Origin of the sequence: Arthrobacter sp. H14, from assembly GCF_000520495.1 — a bacterium.
In the GTDB taxonomy this organism is placed as follows: Bacteria; Actinomycetota; Actinomycetes; order Actinomycetales; family Micrococcaceae; genus Arthrobacter_C.
Genome location: NZ_KI914642.1, coordinates 18,525 through 36,466 on the forward strand (window position 1 = coordinate 18,525; position 17,942 = coordinate 36,466).

17 protein-coding genes, 1 tRNA gene and 1 other RNA gene are annotated in these 17,942 nt (G+C 62.0%); 4 read left to right on the top strand and 15 right to left on the bottom strand.

Going from position 1 to position 17,942, the window contains the following annotated elements; translation table 11 throughout:
• Window positions 1-449 (top strand): DUF1206 domain-containing protein (locus Y707_RS31320; protein WP_035780729.1); only part of this gene is annotated, 449 nt, incomplete at its 5' end.
• 25 nt (window positions 450-474) lie between these two features.
• On the opposite strand, the gene Y707_RS0107145 is transcribed toward Y707_RS31320, so the two are convergent.
• The gene (locus Y707_RS0107145; protein ID WP_026534561.1) at window positions 475-1,239 is read right to left on the bottom strand and encodes a YaaA family protein; all 765 of its coding nucleotides are present in this window, start codon (window positions 1,237-1,239) and stop codon (window positions 475-477) included.
• 208 nt (window positions 1,240-1,447) lie between these two features.
• Between Y707_RS0107145 and rnpB the strand changes: the two genes are divergently transcribed.
• Window positions 1,448-1,844, top strand: an RNA gene (rnpB, locus tag Y707_RS28870) — RNase P RNA component class A.
• Between the two features lie 40 nt (window positions 1,845-1,884).
• On the opposite strand, the gene Y707_RS24195 is transcribed toward rnpB, so the two are convergent.
• Window positions 1,885-3,225: a DUF2254 domain-containing protein gene (locus tag Y707_RS24195; RefSeq protein ID WP_081744689.1), complete on the bottom strand. Its 1,341-nt coding sequence runs from the start codon at window positions 3,223-3,225 to the stop codon at window positions 1,885-1,887.
• Between the two features lie 75 nt (window positions 3,226-3,300).
• Here Y707_RS24195 and Y707_RS0107155 point away from each other — a divergent pair, with 75 nt between their 5' ends.
• On the top strand, window positions 3,301-3,483 hold the full coding sequence (locus Y707_RS0107155; protein WP_035780731.1) for a hypothetical protein: 183 nt from the start codon (window positions 3,301-3,303) through the stop codon (window positions 3,481-3,483).
• Between the two features lie 22 nt (window positions 3,484-3,505).
• Here the strand turns inward: Y707_RS0107155 and def are convergent, their stop codons facing one another.
• The 5 genes from def to Y707_RS0107180 all read right to left on the bottom strand — a co-directional run bounded on the left by def (window position 3,506) and on the right by Y707_RS0107180 (window position 6,427).
• Window positions 3,506-4,078, bottom strand: a complete 573-nt coding sequence (gene def, locus Y707_RS0107160; protein ID WP_026534562.1) for a peptide deformylase — start codon at window positions 4,076-4,078, stop codon at window positions 3,506-3,508.
• Window positions 4,079-4,090: 12 nt separating this feature from the next.
• Complete coding sequence (locus Y707_RS0107165) at window positions 4,091-5,248, bottom strand: acyl-CoA dehydrogenase family protein (protein ID WP_026534563.1); 1,158 nt, start codon at window positions 5,246-5,248, stop codon at window positions 4,091-4,093.
• A 134-nt stretch (window positions 5,249-5,382) separates the two neighbouring features.
• A tRNA-His gene (locus tag Y707_RS0107170) sits at window positions 5,383-5,458 on the bottom strand.
• Window positions 5,459-5,475: 17 nt separating this feature from the next.
• The gene (gene orn, locus Y707_RS0107175) at window positions 5,476-6,093 is read right to left on the bottom strand and encodes an oligoribonuclease (protein WP_081744690.1); all 618 of its coding nucleotides are present in this window, start codon (window positions 6,091-6,093) and stop codon (window positions 5,476-5,478) included.
• Window positions 6,094-6,148: 55 nt separating this feature from the next.
• Window positions 6,149-6,427 carry a hypothetical protein gene (locus tag Y707_RS0107180; protein WP_026534565.1) on the bottom strand — a complete coding sequence of 93 codons (279 nt, stop codon included), beginning with the start codon at window positions 6,425-6,427 and terminating at the stop codon, window positions 6,149-6,151.
• Between the two features lie 94 nt (window positions 6,428-6,521).
• On the opposite strand from Y707_RS0107180, the gene mptB reads away from it, so the two are divergent.
• A complete protein-coding gene (mptB, locus tag Y707_RS24200) occupies window positions 6,522-8,225 on the top strand; it encodes a polyprenol phosphomannose-dependent alpha 1,6 mannosyltransferase MptB (protein WP_275451196.1) in 1,704 nt (567 codons plus the stop codon).
• A gap of 68 nt (window positions 8,226-8,293) precedes the next feature.
• On the opposite strand, the gene Y707_RS0107190 is transcribed toward mptB, so the two are convergent.
• The 8 genes from Y707_RS0107190 to Y707_RS24215 form a co-directional block, all read right to left on the bottom strand.
• A complete protein-coding gene (locus tag Y707_RS0107190; protein ID WP_026534566.1) occupies window positions 8,294-9,307 on the bottom strand; it encodes an aminoglycoside phosphotransferase family protein in 1,014 nt (337 codons plus the stop codon).
• Window positions 9,301-9,918, bottom strand: coding sequence for a hypothetical protein (locus tag Y707_RS31325; RefSeq protein ID WP_026534567.1), 618 nt, complete (start codon window positions 9,916-9,918; stop codon window positions 9,301-9,303). Before Y707_RS31325 ends, Y707_RS0107190 begins: the two co-directional genes overlap by 7 nt.
• A 122-nt stretch (window positions 9,919-10,040) precedes the next feature.
• Entirely contained in the window at window positions 10,041-11,462 is a 1,422-nt protein-coding gene (locus Y707_RS0107200) for a sensor histidine kinase (protein ID WP_026534568.1), read from the bottom strand.
• 10 nt (window positions 11,463-11,472) lie between these two features.
• Window positions 11,473-12,612 (bottom strand): metallophosphoesterase, encoded by a 1,140-nt coding sequence (locus Y707_RS24205; RefSeq protein ID WP_253905095.1) that lies wholly within the window; start codon window positions 12,610-12,612, stop codon window positions 11,473-11,475.
• Window positions 12,613-12,697: 85 nt separating this feature from the next.
• Window positions 12,698-13,855, bottom strand: coding sequence for an aminoglycoside phosphotransferase family protein (locus Y707_RS0107210; RefSeq protein WP_026534569.1), 1,158 nt, complete (start codon window positions 13,853-13,855; stop codon window positions 12,698-12,700).
• The gene (locus Y707_RS0107215; RefSeq protein WP_035780735.1) at window positions 13,852-15,165 is read right to left on the bottom strand and encodes a phosphotransferase family protein; all 1,314 of its coding nucleotides are present in this window, start codon (window positions 15,163-15,165) and stop codon (window positions 13,852-13,854) included. The genes Y707_RS0107210 and Y707_RS0107215 overlap by 4 nt, the downstream gene beginning before the upstream one ends.
• Window positions 15,162-17,024: an ABC transporter ATP-binding protein gene (locus Y707_RS24210; protein ID WP_051441742.1), complete on the bottom strand. Its 1,863-nt coding sequence runs from the start codon at window positions 17,022-17,024 to the stop codon at window positions 15,162-15,164. Before Y707_RS24210 ends, Y707_RS0107215 begins: the two co-directional genes overlap by 4 nt.
• On the bottom strand, window positions 17,021-17,942 hold a 922-nt coding region (locus Y707_RS24215; RefSeq protein ID WP_035780737.1), incomplete at its 5' end, for a glycosyltransferase family 4 protein. The genes Y707_RS24210 and Y707_RS24215, both read right to left, overlap by 4 nt.

The following is a 17,942-nucleotide window of genomic DNA, read 5'->3' on the forward strand; positions in this document are numbered from 1 at the left end:
CGTTCGCCAACTTCGCGGTAGGACCAGGCTCGGATTCCCGCCGCAGCACACGGCATTTCAGCGCAACCGTGCTTGATATCCCTTTTGGGATGCCACTACTTATTGGGGTCGGGCTTGTCGTAGTTGTCATCGGCGGATACTTCGTGATGAAGGGCCTCCGTCGAAAGTTCCGCCAGGAACTTCATTTTGCAGACTCACACCGCGGAGTCGTAATTGACGCGGTCGGTGTGGTCGGGCATGTGGCGAAGGGACTCGCATTGGTTTTGGTCGGCGTGTTGTTTGCCGTTGCTGCGATTCAGCAGGACGGGGTGCAAGAGACTGGTCTGGATGGAAGCCTGAAGGTTTTGCTGGAACAACCGCTGGGGCCATATTTGCTGGCTATTATCGGCGTCGGGTTCATCTGCCATGGCGCTTTCGGTATGGTCCGCTCCAGATTCGGGCGGATGTAGGTTCGGCAGCTCAGTTGCCGATCGTTCAGCCCGGCAGGATGATATTGAGTTGGTGCGCCTTGCGTCCCTTCGCCTCGATCAGTTCGGCATGCCATTTCTCATTCGCCACCCTCAGGAGTTTTGCCGGCGTCGAAGGTGCGGTGCCGCGGCGGGTCAACAGGTGCCGGGCCAGTTCGCCGCGGGTGTGTTTAGCAAAGTGCGAAACCACCGTGCGCCGGCCATCGCGCTCCTGAAAGACGTTGACGGCCACGGACTGTCCCGCCGGAGGAGCCCAAGCTGCTGAGTAGCTGCTTGACCGGCAGTCCACCACCATTTCGTCGGCCGCGCGCTCATCCAGCGGACCGGCGAGCTGCTTCCTCCAGTACGTTGACAGCGTCCCGGTGCCGGGCAGGGAAACACTCATGGACAGCCGGTAGGCCGGAACACTGTCGGCAAATCCGATCGCACCCCACAGGCCGGAAATAACGACGACGGCGGCATCGGCCTTGCGCTTTTGTCCGGCGGTCATGCTCTTGTAGCCCAACGCGTCGTAGAGCACTCCCGTGTAGATCTTGTGGGCAGGCGCGGCCGGTTCTGTCTCCAGCGAGGTGTTCCGGCGCACGTCGTCGACCAGGGAGGCGCCGACACCCAGAACGTGCATCGCGTCGTCCCGGGAACTGACATGGGCGAGCGTTTGGAGAACCTCTTTATGCGCCGCGTTCAGCTCCGGAAAGCTCAGCTGGTCGAGCTCAAACGGGTCTCCCTTGGTGGCGGCGGTCTTACCTTCGGACGGCGGGAGCAAAATCAGCACCCATCGATCCTACCGGGATCCGCCGTCCGTCCAGTCGGCATCCGCACTAGGCTGTGGCGGAACGGGAACGGTGGTCGTTCCTATTCTGCAACGGCGTCGTGCTGTGGCGGAGCGGGAACGGTGGTCAGCTGCGAAAACGGTGTTCGCCAGCACCGTTGTCGCAGCTGCGCACCGTCGTCGTTGATAACCATCTAGACTGGAGCACGGATGGGTTGGCCAGGCGGCCGCGTTGACCCGGGATGGATTCGTCCATCCCGGTGCACCGAGGAACGTCCGGGCTCCATAGAGCGGGGTGGTGGGTAACGCCCACTCGGGGTAACCCGCAGGCCAGTGCCACAGAAAATAAACCGCCGTTCTGCTGTTGTGCAGGGCTGGTAAGGGTGAAAAGGCGGTGTAAGAGACCACCAGCGCTCCGGGTGACTGGAGCGGCTAGGTAAACCCCACCCGGAGCAAGGCCAGACAGGGCACGATCGAGGGCTGCTCGCCCGAGTGTCCGGGTAGGCTGCTGGAGGGCATCGGCAACGGTGTTCGTAGATAGATGGCCGCCCCACCGTTGCGGGTAACTGTGCGGTGGACAGAACCCGGCGTACCGGCCAACCCATCCCTCGACCGGCGTTGATGGGCCAGACCGGCAGGTACTGCGCTTTAGGCTTGTGTCGTACCCGAATCCGACGAATCCCGGTTGTCCACCTGTGCCTCTCGAATGACCGCCCCGACTTCTTCGGCGCGGCTCATTACACGATCCAAGTCATAGGATGGGGGATCAGTGGCGCGGAAAGCATTTGTCATAAGCGTGATCTGGTTCAGGAGTGCGGCAACTGTTTCGGCGGATACCGGTCTCCGGCCGACCCGCTCGGCCAGGACCAGACTTGCGAGCAGGACGGAAGGATGACTGAGCGCGTACGAACGCACGGCATCGAACACGAAATCAATGAGCTCAATGGGACCGGTTTGCCGTGCAATCACCCGCAGGACGCCGTCGTCGTCCACCCGACCGTTTCCCGGGTCCGGCCGCTCGCAGAACGGAACAAGCCCGACGGCGATTTCCTGCAGGGCGTTGTGTGCCGTGAACGGATCATTCATGCTCGGCGACAGTGCCCTGACCGCCATTTCCGTCAGTTGTTGTATCGCATAACCGACGTCTTGTTCGGGCGACCGGTCGTTTCCCAATGCGATGCAATGCCGGACATCTTCCAAAATGGTGTCATCGGGCTTGTCCTGCCACACATGTGCCATCGGCTCTTCAGCAATCATGTGGTCCCCGGGCACCACCAGAAGTTCGACGACGAGCCCGTTCCTGGTGGAGAGTCCCAAAAGGTTTTCGCGATCGATTGTCTGAACGAATCCGGTGCCCTTGGAGAAGACCGTGCGGCACGGGCCGGCCGGGGCTTTAGCATCTTGGACGGCGTTGGACGGTGACTTCCGGGGCCGCACGCGGTTCACGACCGAAACCAGTTCCACCCGGACCCGGTTGGAAAGCGTCGCCACCTGGATGGAGTCGGCAATGTGATGGATGAAGTAGACCAGCACCGCAACATCGACGATGGCAAAGAACACCGCGAGGTTTACGGAGATGTCAGGAACAAAGCCGCCGCCTGGTGAATCGACGGAACGAATGGTCCGCAACACCATGAGTGAGTAGAGAAACGTCGCGCCGAAGATGCCCAAAACGAATTGATTCCGGCGGTCAATCATGAAGTTCCGCACCAGCCGGGGCCCATACGTGGCGCTTGCGGTGGCGAGCACCATGATGGTGACAGAGAACGACGTCGCGGCCACAGCCAACATGGAACCGCCGATGGCTCCGAGGATGTCCCGGCCGCCGCTGGCCCCAACCTGGAACAGCAGAAAGTCCAGGAAACCGGCTGCGTTCTGGTCAACCAGCCGGTCCACCCAGATCATGAGCTGGGCAAAGACGAGGGCGGCTACGCAGAGTATTGCCGGGAGGAACCAGAAGGAGTCCCGCACGCGTCTGAACCAGGTCATCTCCCCACCCTACCGGGGGAAGATCGGCGTCCGCGGAGCCTGTTATGGACGTGTTTTTTGTGCCATGATGCGGTCATGGAAGAAAGTGCTGAATACCGTCAGGCGGAAGCGAACCTCAAGGAAGCCGACCGGCAGCTGAAGAAGGCCGAGAAGGACCACAAAGCGGGCGACATCAATGATGCCCGCCTGGCGGAACTGACCCACCTTCGGGAAATCGCCGCCGAGGACATGCAACGGCTCAGCGGGCATTGGTACTAGCGCGGCTAGTAGCCGCGTCGGTCTAGTGACCGAACGGATCGGGCTCAACGCCCGGCAACCAGGTCAGTCCAGGCACGCCCCAGCCATGGTCTTTGGTTGACCGCTTCGCCTTCCTGGCGTAGCGGTCATTGAGCCGGTCCACGTACAACCGGCCGTCCAGGTGGTCGTATTCGTGCTGCACGCAGCGGGCAAACCAGCCGGTCGCTTCGAACTCCACCGGGTTGCCTTCCGCGTCGAACCCGCTGATCTTGGCCCAGTCGGCACGCTTGAGCGGAAAGCTCTCACCAGGCACCGAGAGGCATCCCTCGGATTCCTCCTCCGGGTCCGGGGCAGTGCCGGGCACTTTCGACGTCGTCAATGTTGGGTTGACCAACACGCCGCGGTCGGGAGCGCCGTCGTCGTTGTGCAGCCCATAGACAAAAATCCGCAGCCCGACGCCGATCTGCGGGGCTGCAAGTCCCACGCCATAGGCCGCATCCATCGTTTCGAACATGTCCGCCACGAGCCGGCGGAGGTTCTCGTCGAAATCCTTGACCTCGGCTGCCCGGCGGTGCAGTACAGGCTCGCCGGTGATAACGATCGGATGGACGGTCATCAGGTGGTTCCCTTACTTCCCTGCTATGCTGCGGCCGACGACGTCGCGCATGATTTCGCTGGTGCCGCCGAAGATGCTGAGCAGACGGACAGCCAGGAAGGCCTGCGCGATCGGGTATTCGAGCATGTAGCCGTAGCCGCCGTGCAACTGGAGGCACCGGTCGGTAATGGACTTCACGCGCTCCGAGGCGAACAGTTTCACCCTGGCCGCACTGGCAGTATCGAGTTGTCCCTCGTTGAACGCGCGGATGGCGTTGTCCACGTAGGACTCCGTTGCCTCGACTTCAGCCAGCACATCCGCCAGCACGAACCGGGTGTTCTGGAAGTCGATCACGCGCTCACCGAACGCGTTGCGCTCCTTGGTGTAGGCAACCGCGGTGTCGTAGGCCTGGCGCGCGACGGCGGAGGAGGCCACCGCGATCGCGAGCCGCCCCTGAGGGAGCTGCTCGGCGGCATAGCGCAGGCCCTGGCCCTGGCCGCCGATCAGGTTTTCTGCGGGGACGCGGACTTTGTCGAAGAACAACTCGGTCGTGTCGGAGGCCCGCAGTCCCATCTTGTCCAGCTGGCGGCCCGGTGTGTATCCCTCGCCCTTGTCCACCATGAAGAGGCTGAAACTGTCCGAGGAGCCGCGGCCGGAACTGCCGTCGGTCCGTGCCAGCACGAGCGCCGCATCACCGCTGATGCCGTTGCCGATGAACGTCTTTTGGCCGCTGATCAGCCAGTCACCGCCGTCCTGCACGGCCTTGGTCCGCACGCCACGCAGGTCGCTGCCGGCACCCGGCTCCGTCATGGCGATAGAGGTGACGCGTTCGCCGGAGACCATGTCCGGAAGCCAGCGTTGCTTCTGTTCGTCGGTGCCATAGGCGAGGATGTGGGGGAGCACCATGTCATCGTGCAGGTGGAAGGCGAGCCCGACGGCGAGGTGGTTGGCCTTGGCGAATTCCTCATCCAGGACGGCCCGGAAGCGGTAGTCCGGCATTTCCGCTCCGCCGAATTCCTCCGGAACTGCCAGGCCCAGCAATCCTTGTTCCCCGGCCGCAGTCCAGACCTTGCGGTCCATCATGTGCTCGCGGTCCCACTGCTCGTAGTCCGGCGCGACCTCACGGACGTTGAATTCGCTGGCTACTTCGCGGAAGAGCTCATGGTCTTCCTCGTACAGATTGCGTTTCATTGTTGCTGCCTCTCCGCCGTCGTCTCGAAGCTAACTTCATTGTTGCCCTGCATAAATCTGCTGCTCATAAAAAAGGCCGCCCCGGATTCATCCGGTGCGGCCTCTGCCGAGGCTTCAGGCGCTCGAAGCCTCCATGGGGTGAGTAACGGGGCTTGAACCCGCGACCTCCTGGACCACAACCAGGCGCTCTGCCAACTGAGCTATACCCACCATGCGACCCTACGACTTTATTCTGCTTCGGCGCCGGACACAAACCGAGCCGCAATTTTCCTCGCCTTGGCGCTGTCCGGACCCGGCGACGGCACGAAAACAGCCTGCCGGTAGTACTTCAGTTCGTTGATCGAGTCCTTGATGTCACCCAGAGCGCGGTGGTTTCCGGTCTTGGCGGGCGACTGGAAGTAGGCCCGCTGGAACCAGCGCCGGGACAACTCCTTGATGGTGGAGACGTCTATGATCCGGTAATGCAGATGCTCGACGACGGCGGGCATGTCGCGGGCCAGGAACATCCGGTCAGTGCCGACCGAGTTGCCCGCGAGCTGAGCCTTGCGCGGTTCGGGAACCCACGCGGTGATGTAGTCCAGCACCTGCTGCTCCGCTTCGGCCATGGTGATGCCGTCCGGCAGCGCATCGAGGAGTTTGGAGTCGGTGTGCATTTGACGGACGAAATCGCCCATCTGCTCCACCGCCGCATGTTCCGGTTTGATAACGACGTCGACTCCGTCGCCCAGGACGTTGAGTTCAGAATCGGTTACCAGCACCGCAACTTCAATCAGGGCATCCTTGAGCAGATCCAGCCCGGTCATTTCACAGTCGATCCATACGATGTGTTCGTTAGAGATAGGCACCTGACCAATGTACCGCGCCCTGCGCTGGTTGGAGGGAGGGGTTGGCGGAAGGCCGTTACAAGGTGGTGCGGCGTGCGGGAGGATTTGCCGCCAACCGGTCTGTGCCGCGGTCGTGCAGCTGGATGAAGACCCACGGCAGGAGGAATGCGGAGAACGACACGCCGGCGATGAGGAACACGGCACCGGCAGGCACGGCCATCAACAGCATGGCGGCCGTGCTGACCACGGTGATGAACAATCCCCAGCCCAGCAGCGCGAACCTCTGGACATCCGGTTTTGGGGAAGGGGAGCCGTTGACGTTGCGCGGTTGCCGTTCGGCGCTGTGACTCCCCAAATTCGCTCATCCCATCGGCGGTTGCGTTGATTTGTCCCCAGCATATTGGACCAGACGTAGTGTTGCGGACAACACACTCCGGCCGGAGTGTGTTGTGAAGGCAACCCTTTGCCTGGAGGCGGATGACCAAGGGGTCGAAATTGCCGGTGCTAAAATTGCATCACCGCAAAACTTTGCCCGCCGCCTGTCCGTTCGCAGGCGACATGGCCGCCGTCGTGCAGTGTTTCACCGCCAGACCATGTCGAACCCCGTAGATAGGAACGACCCGCAGATGACCGCCCCGGTTCCTTCGACTGAACCTTCGGAGCGCGATAGCCGGCCGGAAGTCGATCATCCGAAATCCGCCATTATTTCGGGCGCAGTCGGATCCTTCATGATGTTTCTCGGCTCGTTCGGAGTCGGCTGGCTGGCATCGGTATCGGACCTCTCGCGGTGGCCGCCGATCATTTTCCTGCGGCTGAACCCGTTCGGCGTGATTTTTTCCGTCGTCCTGCTGGCCGCCGGTGCGATGCTGCTGGTGCGGTCCTGGCTGCGGCTCGGCCAAAAGGTGCGGGTATGGGGTCCCGAGGCACGCTCATCGACGATGAAGGCGGTACTTGCCTGGGGCGCTCCGATGATGTTGGCCATCCCGCTTTTCAGCCGCGATGTCTACGCCTACATTGTCCAGGGCCAGATGGTCATCAATGGCCTGAACCCCTACGAGGAGGGCTTCTCCCAAATCTCCAATTGGTTCTCCTCGGGTGCCGATGGGCTCTGGGCACAAAGCCCCACACCTTATGGTCCACTGTTTCTGTGGCTGGAGGAATGGGTGGTCTGGTTGTCCGCGGGCCATCAGGAGTTGTCGATCCTGCTGTTCCGGCTGGTGGCTCTGGCCGGAGTGGTCTTGTGTATTATCTATATCCCCAAACTGGCGGAGCTGCACGGGATTAATCCCAATCGTGCGCTCTGGCTGACAGTGGCGAACCCGTTGTTCCTGATTAACTTCATCGCCTCGGTGCACAATGATGCGCTGATGATCGGTCTGGCCCTCGCCGGGCTCTATTACACAGCCACCCGCAAGGCACTGCTGGGCGTGCTGCTGGTAACGCTTTCCATCGCTGTGAAGCCGGTGACTATCGTCTTCCTGCCATTCATCGGACTCCTCTGGGCCGGCATGGGGGCAGGCTGGGGCCGCAAACTCTTCTACTGGGTGCTGACAGCGGCGATTTCCTTCGTGTTGCTTGGCCTGCTCGGGCTGATCAACGGCTATGGCTTCGGCTGGATCGGAGCGATGTCGACTCCCGGCAGTTTGTGGATCTGGTACTCACCCGTCGGCATCGCGGGCTGGGCGGTTGCCACGATCTTCAGCGCCTTCGGCTTGGATGGTTGGACTTTTGGCAACGTGGTCCACTTGATGGGCCCGGCCGCCGCCGTCGTCATTATCCTGATCCTCGTATTCAAGGGCAATTACGAGCGGATTATCCGCCGGCTTGCCATCGCCTTCGGCGCGCTGGTGTTCCTGTCGCCGATTATCCAGTCCTGGTACGTCGTATGGCTGATTCCGCTGTTCGCTGCAACCGGTATCCGCAGCGACTGGCAGGTCAAGACTCTCTACTTCCTCGTCTCGTTCTTCATGATCTACTCGGTCTCGGACCAGCTGGACATCGCCTGGTTTATCGACTTGGACCTGAACGTGGCCCGGGTCATTGCCTCTTTGGTGGCCGTCGGTTTCGCGATGTACCTGATATTCGTGGACTCAAAAACCAAGCGCCTCTTCCAGCGCAAGCTGGTGGACCCGGGAACAGCGCATCAGATCTGACGCGGCTCAGTCTGGCGACCCATCGTGTTTAACGGCCAGGCCAACCGGGCGGACTGTTGTCCGGCAGACTAGAGGAGGCGTCGCTGTATCAGGTAGCGGGCGTAGGCTCCGAGACGGCGCTGGTAGGCCTGGCGGAATCCGGGCAGGTTTGAGTGCGCGGTTCCCGCCGTGCCTGCTGCCATATCCGCGAGGGTGGTCAACATCAGGTAGTGAGCCGCTTCGGTGGGAAGTCCGTGGGCTTTGAGTTCGGCGACGAAAGTCGACCAGATCGTGCGGGCGAGCCAAGTGTCTTCAGTGAAGGCATGTTCAAACGCCTTCTCCGGCTGAGCATTGCGAACGACGGACAGGGGCATCACCCTCGAGTAGTAGTTGAGGAACAACGTTAGGTCCGCGAGTGGGTTTGACGTGGTTGGGCCGCCTTCCCAATCAATGACACTTAACCCCCGATCTGACATTAGACAGTTGCTGGGTCCAAGGTCGCCATGGCACCAAAGGCGTGGGATCAGTAACCCCGAATATTCACGCCCTGAACCTTGTGCCCGCTGCAGCAAGCTTGCCCATTGTTTCCCCTCGCCGGGGAGCATCCGGGCCAGCCGGTCGTTCGCCAGGTCCTGGTCCAATGGTTCCGGTGGCGCAGGGATCGAAGCGGCATGGAACTGCCGCAGCCATGTGGTGAAATGGCCGAAGTCTCCGGCGGTGGCCCGGGTCCCATGCCGGAGGCGGCGTCGGAGGACGGTTGTCAGGGGTTTGCCCGCCATACCGGTTTGGGCAAGGATAAGTTTGCTCCCTGATGTAACCAAAGCCACCGGAGCGGGAACCGATTCGTGCAGCGATGGCCGGCTGCTGACCAAGGTGAGGTTCCGGTATTCTGCGCGAAGCCTCTTCTTGTGGCGCTCGAAAAGATCCACCTTCAGAACCATGGTGGGGGTCTTCGAACCCGGTGCGAAGAGCACATAGATGGCCCGGCCCGGCCAGTTTCTACCGAGGTGCACGGCGCTGCCTGCGCCTTTAAGGACAGCAGCCACATCCTTGCTGGGATTGGTTACGGCTCCGGCGACTTCGTCCAGCAAGGGGCTTAGCATGGTGTTCTTTCTGCTATGGGTGCCCGCTGTGCCACGAAGGCGAGAGTGGGGAAGAGTACTTTGCGTTGCCAAGCCTGCGGGAGTTTCTCGATCAAACGGATCATCAATTTCCCCTTGAGCGATTTGGGCTGGTATGTGGATCCGGCGTACCAATCGAGAGCGGCGGGATGGTTCAGCGGAACCAGGGTGCGGGGGAAGGCGATGTTGTTGGGAACACCGTAAACTTCGACGTTTCCGAATCCGTTGCGCTCGAGCTCTTGCCGGCCGCCAGCGTGGGTCCATCCAAGGTTTCGGCGTCCTTTGCGCCGCAGCACCTTTGATATGTGGGCGGCGTTGGGGACCAGTACCAACACGCCCCCGCCGGAACGTACCCATTGGGAGAGCCGCGGACATGCCACCTCAGGGGCTACCGAGTAAAGCGCAGGGACAATTGCATAGTCGGCAGGTGTTCCAGGGGACGGCTCCGCGTTCAGCTCAGCTTTTACAACCTGGACCTTCGCCCCCTGAAGGGACTTCAAGACCGCCTCGTCCGCATGCCCCAGAACTACTACCCGGTCGCCGGCATCAACAGCCAGTGCGAAGTGCAGCAGACGCGCCGACCATGGATTCACGTTTCCCCCAACTCACCATTCGAGCATCTCGAGGTTTGATGCCCATGCCCATCAGCCTATAAACCGAAGATGAGAACCGAATGAGAAACAATGCTGAACAGACGGTTCAAAGACAACCTGGTTCAGCGGTTGAAGGGGACAACAATCTCAAAGCGGGCGCCGGAGGCGATGCCTGGAATAACGCGGGCAGAACCTCCATGGGCGTCGGCGATTGCTGCAACGATCGACAAGCCCAGACCGGCGCCACCTTGGCTCCCGCCTCTGACCTTCGCGGAACCGCGCCGGAAGCGTTCAAAAATGTGCGCTGCCTCTTCGGCCGGTACCCCTGGTCCGGTGTCGACCACCCACAGAGTCACCGTATCTGCGGCGACGTCGGCGCCTACCCGGATGACTGAGTCGTCGTCGGTGAACTTCACGGCGTTCTCGGCCAGTTGCAGCATGCCCTGCGTTAGCCGGTTCCTGTCCGCGTTGATAATGATCCGTTGTGGAGCATGCACCTGCCAGTCGCGAGGCGCCAACGCTGTTGCTTTCCGATGCACCGCACTTACGAGGTCCTGCACATCCATCGGCTCCAGCTGCAGAAAGTCGGGGCGTTGAGCTTGGGCGAGCAGGAATAGATTGGACACTAACTCGTTCATTCGGTCGATTTCCTCGGTGACCAGTGCAACTGTCTTGGCTCGTTCAGCCGGTGTTTCATCGAGTTCGATGAGTTCGATGTGTCCCCGGATGATCGTTAGGGGGGTGCGAAGTTCGTGACTGGTGTTGTTCAGGAACTGCCGCTGATCCGTGAAGGCCTGCTCCAGCCGGGTGAGCATATCGTTGAATGCTGCGGCTATCTGAGAGGCTTCGTCATGCCCGGTGACCTCGATCCGCTGGCTCAAATCGGTATCGGAAATCTTGCGGGCAGTGGCGGCTAAGGAATGGAGCGGCAGAAGAACCCTTCCTGCCAACGCCAGAGCAAGCAACGAGGCCACGAGCAGGGTCGCGGCTTGTACGATGATCTGGGTCTGCACCGCGTTGTTGATCTCGTCCCGTTCGAAGGCAGGAAAATTAGCCACGACGAACAAACCACCGTTGGGCTGGCCTTCGACCGGTATGGCGACATAGCGGGCTGACCCGGCGGCGGTGCTCATCATGCCTTGCTCCGTCTGCTCCAGCGACAGCCAATAATTGATTGCCGATTGGATCTCGCCAGGGGCGGCTACACCCTGTGAACGCCGGGACTCGTAGAGCTCACCATCGATAAAAGCGAGCAGGGTTTCTCCCTCATCAGGGACTTCGCGGGAAAAATAGACATCGAAAATGGCCGATAGATCGTTTCCAAATGGTTGACCTGTCCGGGGGTCGGTTCCGGCGGCCAGCAATTGGAATTCTTCGGTTTCCTGCCGCAAACTCGTCCGGATCTCCGCGTCGAGATGTTCAAACAGTACAACCCGCAACAACAGAACAGAACCGATCGAGGACAACAGCAGCAAAGCGACGATCACGGCGACGATGCGCACCCGGATGCTGTCCAGCAGGCGTCGGGGTCTCCAATTGCTCATAAGCCGGTCGTCACCCGCGGCCGCCGGCCAGCCTGAACGTGTCGGTGAAATCGCCGATCGCCGGCCGGAAATGACCGCTGAGCCGCTCAGAGGTAATGCGTACTTCCAATGACCCGAATGACGGATTCATGTTCGCGCCGGACGCCGCAGCAAAGTACGGGGCTTCAGGGTCGTTCGCGTGCACGTCCCTCAGCCCCGTGCCGCCCGTGCCCACCGTGATGAAGACAGTGCCTGTCTCCTTGGTCATGCTGGCATCGTCGTCGGCCCGGCATCCATCCAAGAAGGTACCCGGCTTAATCGCGCTGCACTCCGGTCCCGCCGCGAGCAGGTGTGTCCGCTGATACAGGTGTTCGTCTCCATGCACCACCAGGTCAACTCCCTTCTCGAGCATCAGGTTATTGATGTCCGCTCCCGAGGTACAAGGATATTCGCCCAGTGAGAGGCAGGGCGCATGCATGCCAACCACGACCCATGGAATGGCTGCCTTCTGTGCACCGTCGATAGCATTGGCGGTCCACTTGTACCTCTGCGAACCCTCTTCATAGGACCGTGTATCGGCTCCGAAGGGAACAGCCAGTGGATCGTTCCCGCCCGGCAGCCCCAGCGGATTGTCGTCGAAATCCAGTCCCGGTGAAATCATGACGAACCGGACCAGCGGGTCCTCCTTTGGAACATCGACATACCATTGGCGGCCGTAGTCGCCTTCGAGGCCCGGCAGTTGATTTGGCAGGCAGCCGGTGAAGGCATCTATGTGGCCGTCGTCGCCGTCGCTTTCATGGTCTCCGGCGAGTAATTGAAACGGAAAATCCTGCCCGACGGCGGAGGTCACCAGGTTGCACCAGTCCTGTTCAGTCTCCGTCTCACCGTAGGAAAAATCGCCCAACGCCAGATGCAGGTCCGGGTCGATCTCATTAATTTGCTCGAATACGGATCTTGCCGCGTCGCTGGCTGAGTAGTCACCGGAGGCGGTGAACAGAACCTCCCGGGACACGGCCGCCGATTGCGCTCCATCAGGTTCGTCGTTCAATGCTGCAGGACCTGATGAATGGCGGTACAGCAGGGCCATTAGGACCACAACAATCACGACGCCGAGGACAATGATGATCGAAAGGCGCCATCCCTTTACATGTGACTCAATGTCGGACCGCATGCTAGAAGTATGTAGCAATTCCGCTTGGAGAAGCCAACCTGTCAGAGGTTGCGGGATCTTGCCGGACCGGTGGTGGAAAGAATACTCAACGGCCCATTTGCGTTGCCAACTGGCGAAGCCACCTGTTGGCCAGCTGTCGCGTTACCGGCCGGAAGGCGTAAACACATGCCAGGCGCAGGCGGGTGGAGGCCTCGTAGGCGGTCATGCGCTGGTCGGGAACCCGGAGGTCGCCGGCAACGGCCGTGATTGAGTCGACACCGAGTCTCCTTTTGCCCGGGTCGAGCAAGCGCTGGGCGACCCGGAAATCCAGATGTACCTTCAGATTGGCGAGATCCAATGCTGTCTCGGCGATGCTGGCCGTATCAAAATCCAACAGCGCCAGATTCCCTTTCCCGGATGGTGCCGTTGATCCCGTCGACGTACCGCTTCCGACAACCCCCGGCTGCTGGTAGAGCAGGTGCTTGTCATGCAGGTCCCGGTGGCTGACACCCTCCGGTCCGGCAGGCGAGCCAACGAGTCCGGCCGCGACTCCGGCGGCTATGTTCTGCAGCTCCGCGGCGGGGGCGTCCAGTGCCTGGTGGTCTATGGCATGTCCAACCCAGCGCAGAAGGTTGGCCACTTCATCTTCAGACGTGAATTCCGGTAGATCACCGGCCATGTGGGTTCGGTCGACAAATCCGGGCCAGCGCTGTTGCCAGTTCTGCCATGCCGCGGCCCACTGACGCTCTTGGCCCGCAGACGCTCCAAGGTCGTACAGGCTGGTGCCCTCGACTGGAGCGAAAACGACACGGTCTGCCGTAGAGCCGATGATCGCGGCACTGCCGAAACCGGCGTCCAAGGCTATGCCGCCGAGCCGCTCGGAGATACGCGCGACATTATCGGCCTTGTTCCTGGCCAGAATCTTGGTGTAGCACCGGCCGTCGCTGCTGAGCACGACGGCGCGCCGCTTGTACCGGTGCACCAGCACCCGGCCATCGACAGCCTCGGCGGCGAGACCCGGCAGCGCAGGATCACTTCCATAATCGAGCAGCGTTAGTCTGCCATCCGCGGCTATCTTTCCGCTCCGGATGGTGTTGTCCGTGCGGTCCAACACCTCGATGGAGAGCTGACCGTGCCGTTGCGGCCAGGCCCGGCGGACGTTCATTTCACGGCCGTCCTGGTCCAATAACTCCGGCGCAGGGACCGGGGCAAATATCGGTTCGACGACGGCAGGTCCGGTCGTAGTGGGGGACTGCTGGCTCATCTCAACAACTCCTCCACCAGGGTCAACTGCCGTTCGATGGCGGCCGGCCAGTGCGGGTCGCACCTCCGGAAAGGCATCGTAAGCCGGATGCCCAGATGGAAGGCGCACCAAATGCGCAGCTGGTCATCGGTAATGTGTCCACCTGCTGCGCGGTAGCCGTCGACGAGGCAGCCCGTCAACCACCCCTGGACGGGCGCCGCTGGGCCTGTATCGTTCTCCTGCAGGAGTTCGACGGCCGCGAAAGACCCCAGATCCGAAGCGGCGGGGCCAATCCCCGAGCGGTCGAAATCAATCAGGAGGGCCTCCGGACCGTCCATCAGCACCTGATCCGGGGAAAAATCGCCATGCAGGAGCGCCGGTGGAATATCGACATCGAGCCTGGCCGCCAATCGGGCTGGAAGAGCATCCAAGCGGCCCGCCAGAGGCGGCAGGATTAAGCCCAGAACCCTTATCGCCTTGCCAAGTTGTTTGGCGGCGGAGCTTGACCCCCCGCCGTCATTGCTGGAACTGATGGGAACGCGGTGCAATGCCGCCAACGCGCCGCCGGCCTGATACGCCCCTGATAGGGCGGTTTCGGTCGCCGGACGGGGTCCGGCAACAGTGGCCCGCCCGATTGAACCAGCGGACACTTGCCCCACATTCACCGTCGGGGACCGGCGTCGCCAAAGGGACAACAGGTCCCCGCCATCCACCCACGGATAGTAGGCAATGTGCCGGCTGTGCTGCCACCGGTCAGCGGTCAGCGGTCCCAGAACTGGAACCGTGCTTTCCCGCAAACGGGCATGCAGGGAACCACGGCTCCTGGTGGACGAGATCTTCACCGCCAACTTCCGCCCGTCGACAGGTCCCGCCGAGATAACCAGCCGTCGGCCGGGGTTATAGTTCAGGACCTCGACGCCGACAGCGCCGAATTCGGAACCGGCGTCCGCCGTCGGCATGGCGATTCCGGGTTCGCGCAGTTTCCGCAGCGGCTTGTAGAGGGCACGGTCCAGTTCGATCGGCGCCGCCAGCAGCGTATGCCCTGCTGCTGCGCCGGGAATACTTTGCTGGTTACAGACGTCCTGCCCGCTGGAACGCTGGACAGTTTTATCCATCTTGTGTGCCGACGCGGGCGTGTACCCGGCCACCCAGCTGAACCGTCCGTTTTCGTCGCGCACACTGGCGAGCACGGACCTTCCTGGTTTGTACCGGAGGTAAACGGGCTCCAGGCGCTTTCCCAACAATTCGCTGAGCCGGTCAGCATCCATAACCCAGTCCAGGGCCGGCAGTTCCGGGTCCAGGGCCACGACTGCTGTTTCCCTCTCCTTCATCGGGCCGATTCCCCGGCCGGCACAGGTGCTGACACGACCGACTCATTATTTGACCGGCCGGCACGGATTTCCTCTGCCCGCTGTTGTTCAATCCAGCGGGCAAAAATGCCGGATTCCTCGCCCAGCAGGTCAACCGGTGATCCGTCCAACCGGATTCGCCCGTCCTGCAGCCACACCACACGGTCGCTCTTGAGCGCCAACGACGCCGAATGCGTGATGGTGATCGTCGTGCGGCCCTCTGTGAGCCGCTCCAATGCTTCCATCACGGCCGCACTGGCCTCCGGATCGAGGCCGGTGGTGGCTTCGTCCAGGATCACAATGGGGGCATCGCGCAGCATCGCGCGGGCTATCGCCAACCTCTGGCGCTGACCACCGGACATCGTGCCCCCACGCTCACCGATCACTGTTTCGTAACCGTGCTCGGTGGCCAGGATGAATTCATGAGCCTGCGCCATCACCGCAGCACGTTCGACTTCTTCGTCTGTTGCGTCCAGCCGGCCGAAGCGGATATTTTCCCGCACGGTTCCGGTGAAGAGGACAGAGTCCTGCAGCAGCAGGGAGACTTGGGAGCGGACGGAACCGACCGCGACGCCTCGCAGATCGTAATCATCGATACAGACGCAGCCGGACACAGGGTCCATCATCCGCACCAATAAGGAGGCGACCGTTGACTTGCCGGCACCGGAGGGGCCGATCAGGCACACGTTCTGGCCGGCCGGAATATCCAGCGAGAAGTCATCCAATACCGGATCACTACCATAGCCAGCCCGGATCCGGTGGAACGAAACGGCTCCAACCACGGGCGGAAGCTGACCGGCGTCGTCGGAGTCGCGGATGTCGACCTGTTCATCGAGCAGGTCCGCCACCCGCTCTCCCGAGGCGACCGCGCGGGCAATCCGGCCGATGTATTTCGCCAGGTCCCGCAGCGGTTTCAGCGAGGTTTTTAAATAGGTAAGGAAAACAACCAGGTCGCCGGGGGACATGACGCCCTGCACGACCCGCCAGCCACCGCCGACGAGCACCAGCGCCGTCGCAATTCCGACAATGACGTCGGTCCGGCGCTCCAAGGCCGCGGCAAGTTTGCGCGCCTGGACGCCTTCCGTCAGCGCCTGGGAGTTACTGGCCTTGAACCGGCCGGCCAGCAGCGACTCGAGCCGGTAGGCCTGAACCACCCGCATGGCGCCAAGGCTCTCCTGCGCCGTGTTGGCCAGGGCGCCTTCGCCCATCCTCGTTTTCCGGGCGGCGGTCGTTATTGCCCCGGAACTGCCCTTTGACAGCAGCCAAAAGGCCAGCGCTGCGGCGATGACGACGACGGCAAGCAGCGGATCCAGCCAGAACATGACTCCAGCCATCGCCACCAGGGTTATGCAATTGGCGAGCAGCGGCAGGCCGGCTGTCACGGCTACTTCCTGAAGACGGCCGACGTCGCCAACCAGTCGCTGCACCGTGTCACCGCTGCGGGCCCGGGAGTGGTATCGGTCCGACAGCGACTGCACATGGCCGAACACCCTGGCGCGCAAAGACGTGGCCACCCGCGAACCAACCAACGCGAAAGCCACGGTTGAGAGGTAGTTCATCAGGGCACGTAGGGCGGTAATCAAGACCAGCGCCCCACCACACACAAGCAACAGCACCGGCGTGGCCTCCGGGCCGGCGCCCGGGAGGTCGGCACCAAGACTGCGGGTAACGGCGTCGACGACGAATTTCAGCGGCCAGGGTTCCAGAACCCGGAATGCCACCTCGAACAACAGCGCCAGCATGCCGCCAGCCATCAGTGGTTTGTGCTCGGGTATATGGGGTTTGACGATCCGCAGCGTTCTTCCCAGGGCCTGCGGGGACACCTTCTTCTTCCGGCTCATGACGTCGGCGCTCCTGCCGCCGCCAGAACCCCTGCCAGGGTGCGGTCCAGGACCCCGTCCCAGCTGTAGCTGTCGACGGCCCGGGCCCGGGCAGCCTGTCCCAGACGCCGGCCTAGTGCGGGATTGCCGATCAACGAATCGATGCCAGCGGCGAGCTGACGGGCGTCTGAGGGCGCCACGAGGAGTCCGGTTTCACCGTCGCCGATTATCGATGGAACCTGTCCGATCCGGCTGGCGACCACCGGAAGTCCCGCGGCACCGTATTCGTAGATTTTCAATGGTGAGAAGTAATTTCCGTACGCTGCCTGCGTCTCCGGGTACGGCGCGGCCGCAACTGCACAATCGCGCAGCATGCCGGGCACCCGGGCCGGACTGACCGCTCCGGTGAACTCCACATCCAGATTGCGGTCCGCCGCGTTCTCCCGCAGCTGCGCGCCCAGCGGTCCGTCGCCGATAATGCGCAGCCGCCAACGGGTGCGTGCCAGGGCGGCGGCGTCCAGCAGGGTCTCGACCCCGTGCCATGGTTTCAGAGTGCCGACAAAGACCACCACGGGTGTTCCGTTTTCGGCGGTGTGCCGGCCGGGTGTGATGCGTTCAGTATTAACGCCATTGGGTTCTACGGCGATATCCGGAGCCGCGCCGTCAAGAACCTGTCCGCGGAGCCAATCAGCGACAGGAACCGACACACATACTGCCCGGGACGCGCACCGCAATAAGGTGCGCAGCGCGACTTGGGCGCCTTCGGCGTCGTGCAGTTCGCGGTGTTCAGCCTGCTCCTGGATCAGCGGCGCATTTACCTCGAGGATCGCCGGTACGGACAAACATTCCGCAATCTGTGCCATGGCAGTGCTGAAGAGCGAGTACCGCTCGTAGACCAGGTCACATCCGCCGTCGGCGGCGAGTCTTGCCAACTCGTCA

What these genes read in the sequence shown, in the direction of transcription:
- Y707_RS24205 (WP_253905095.1), bottom strand. Translation starts at nt 12,612, where the DNA reads ATGCGGTCCGACATTGAGTCACATGTAAAGGGATGGCGCCTTTCGATC.
- Y707_RS0107190 (WP_026534566.1), bottom strand. Translation starts at nt 9,307, where the DNA reads ATGCTAAGCCCCTTGCTGGACGAAGTCGCCGGAGCCGTAACCAATCCC.
- def (WP_026534562.1), bottom strand. Translation starts at nt 4,078, where the DNA reads ATGACCGTCCATCCGATCGTTATCACCGGCGAGCCTGTACTGCACCGC.
- Y707_RS0107200 (WP_026534568.1), bottom strand. Translation starts at nt 11,462, where the DNA reads ATGAGCAATTGGAGACCCCGACGCCTGCTGGACAGCATCCGGGTGCGC.
- Y707_RS0107210 (WP_026534569.1), bottom strand. Translation starts at nt 13,855, where the DNA reads ATGAGCCAGCAGTCCCCCACTACGACCGGACCTGCCGTCGTCGAACCG.
- Y707_RS24195 (WP_081744689.1), bottom strand. Translation starts at nt 3,225, where the DNA reads ATGACCTGGTTCAGACGCGTGCGGGACTCCTTCTGGTTCCTCCCGGCA.
- Y707_RS0107165 (WP_026534563.1), bottom strand. Translation starts at nt 5,248, where the DNA reads ATGAAACGCAATCTGTACGAGGAAGACCATGAGCTCTTCCGCGAAGTA.
- Y707_RS0107215 (WP_035780735.1), bottom strand. Translation starts at nt 15,165, where the DNA reads ATGAAGGAGAGGGAAACAGCAGTCGTGGCCCTGGACCCGGAACTGCCG.
- Y707_RS24210 (WP_051441742.1), bottom strand. Translation starts at nt 17,024, where the DNA reads ATGAGCCGGAAGAAGAAGGTGTCCCCGCAGGCCCTGGGAAGAACGCTG.
- Y707_RS0107155 (WP_035780731.1), top strand. Translation starts at nt 3,301, where the DNA reads ATGGAAGAAAGTGCTGAATACCGTCAGGCGGAAGCGAACCTCAAGGAA.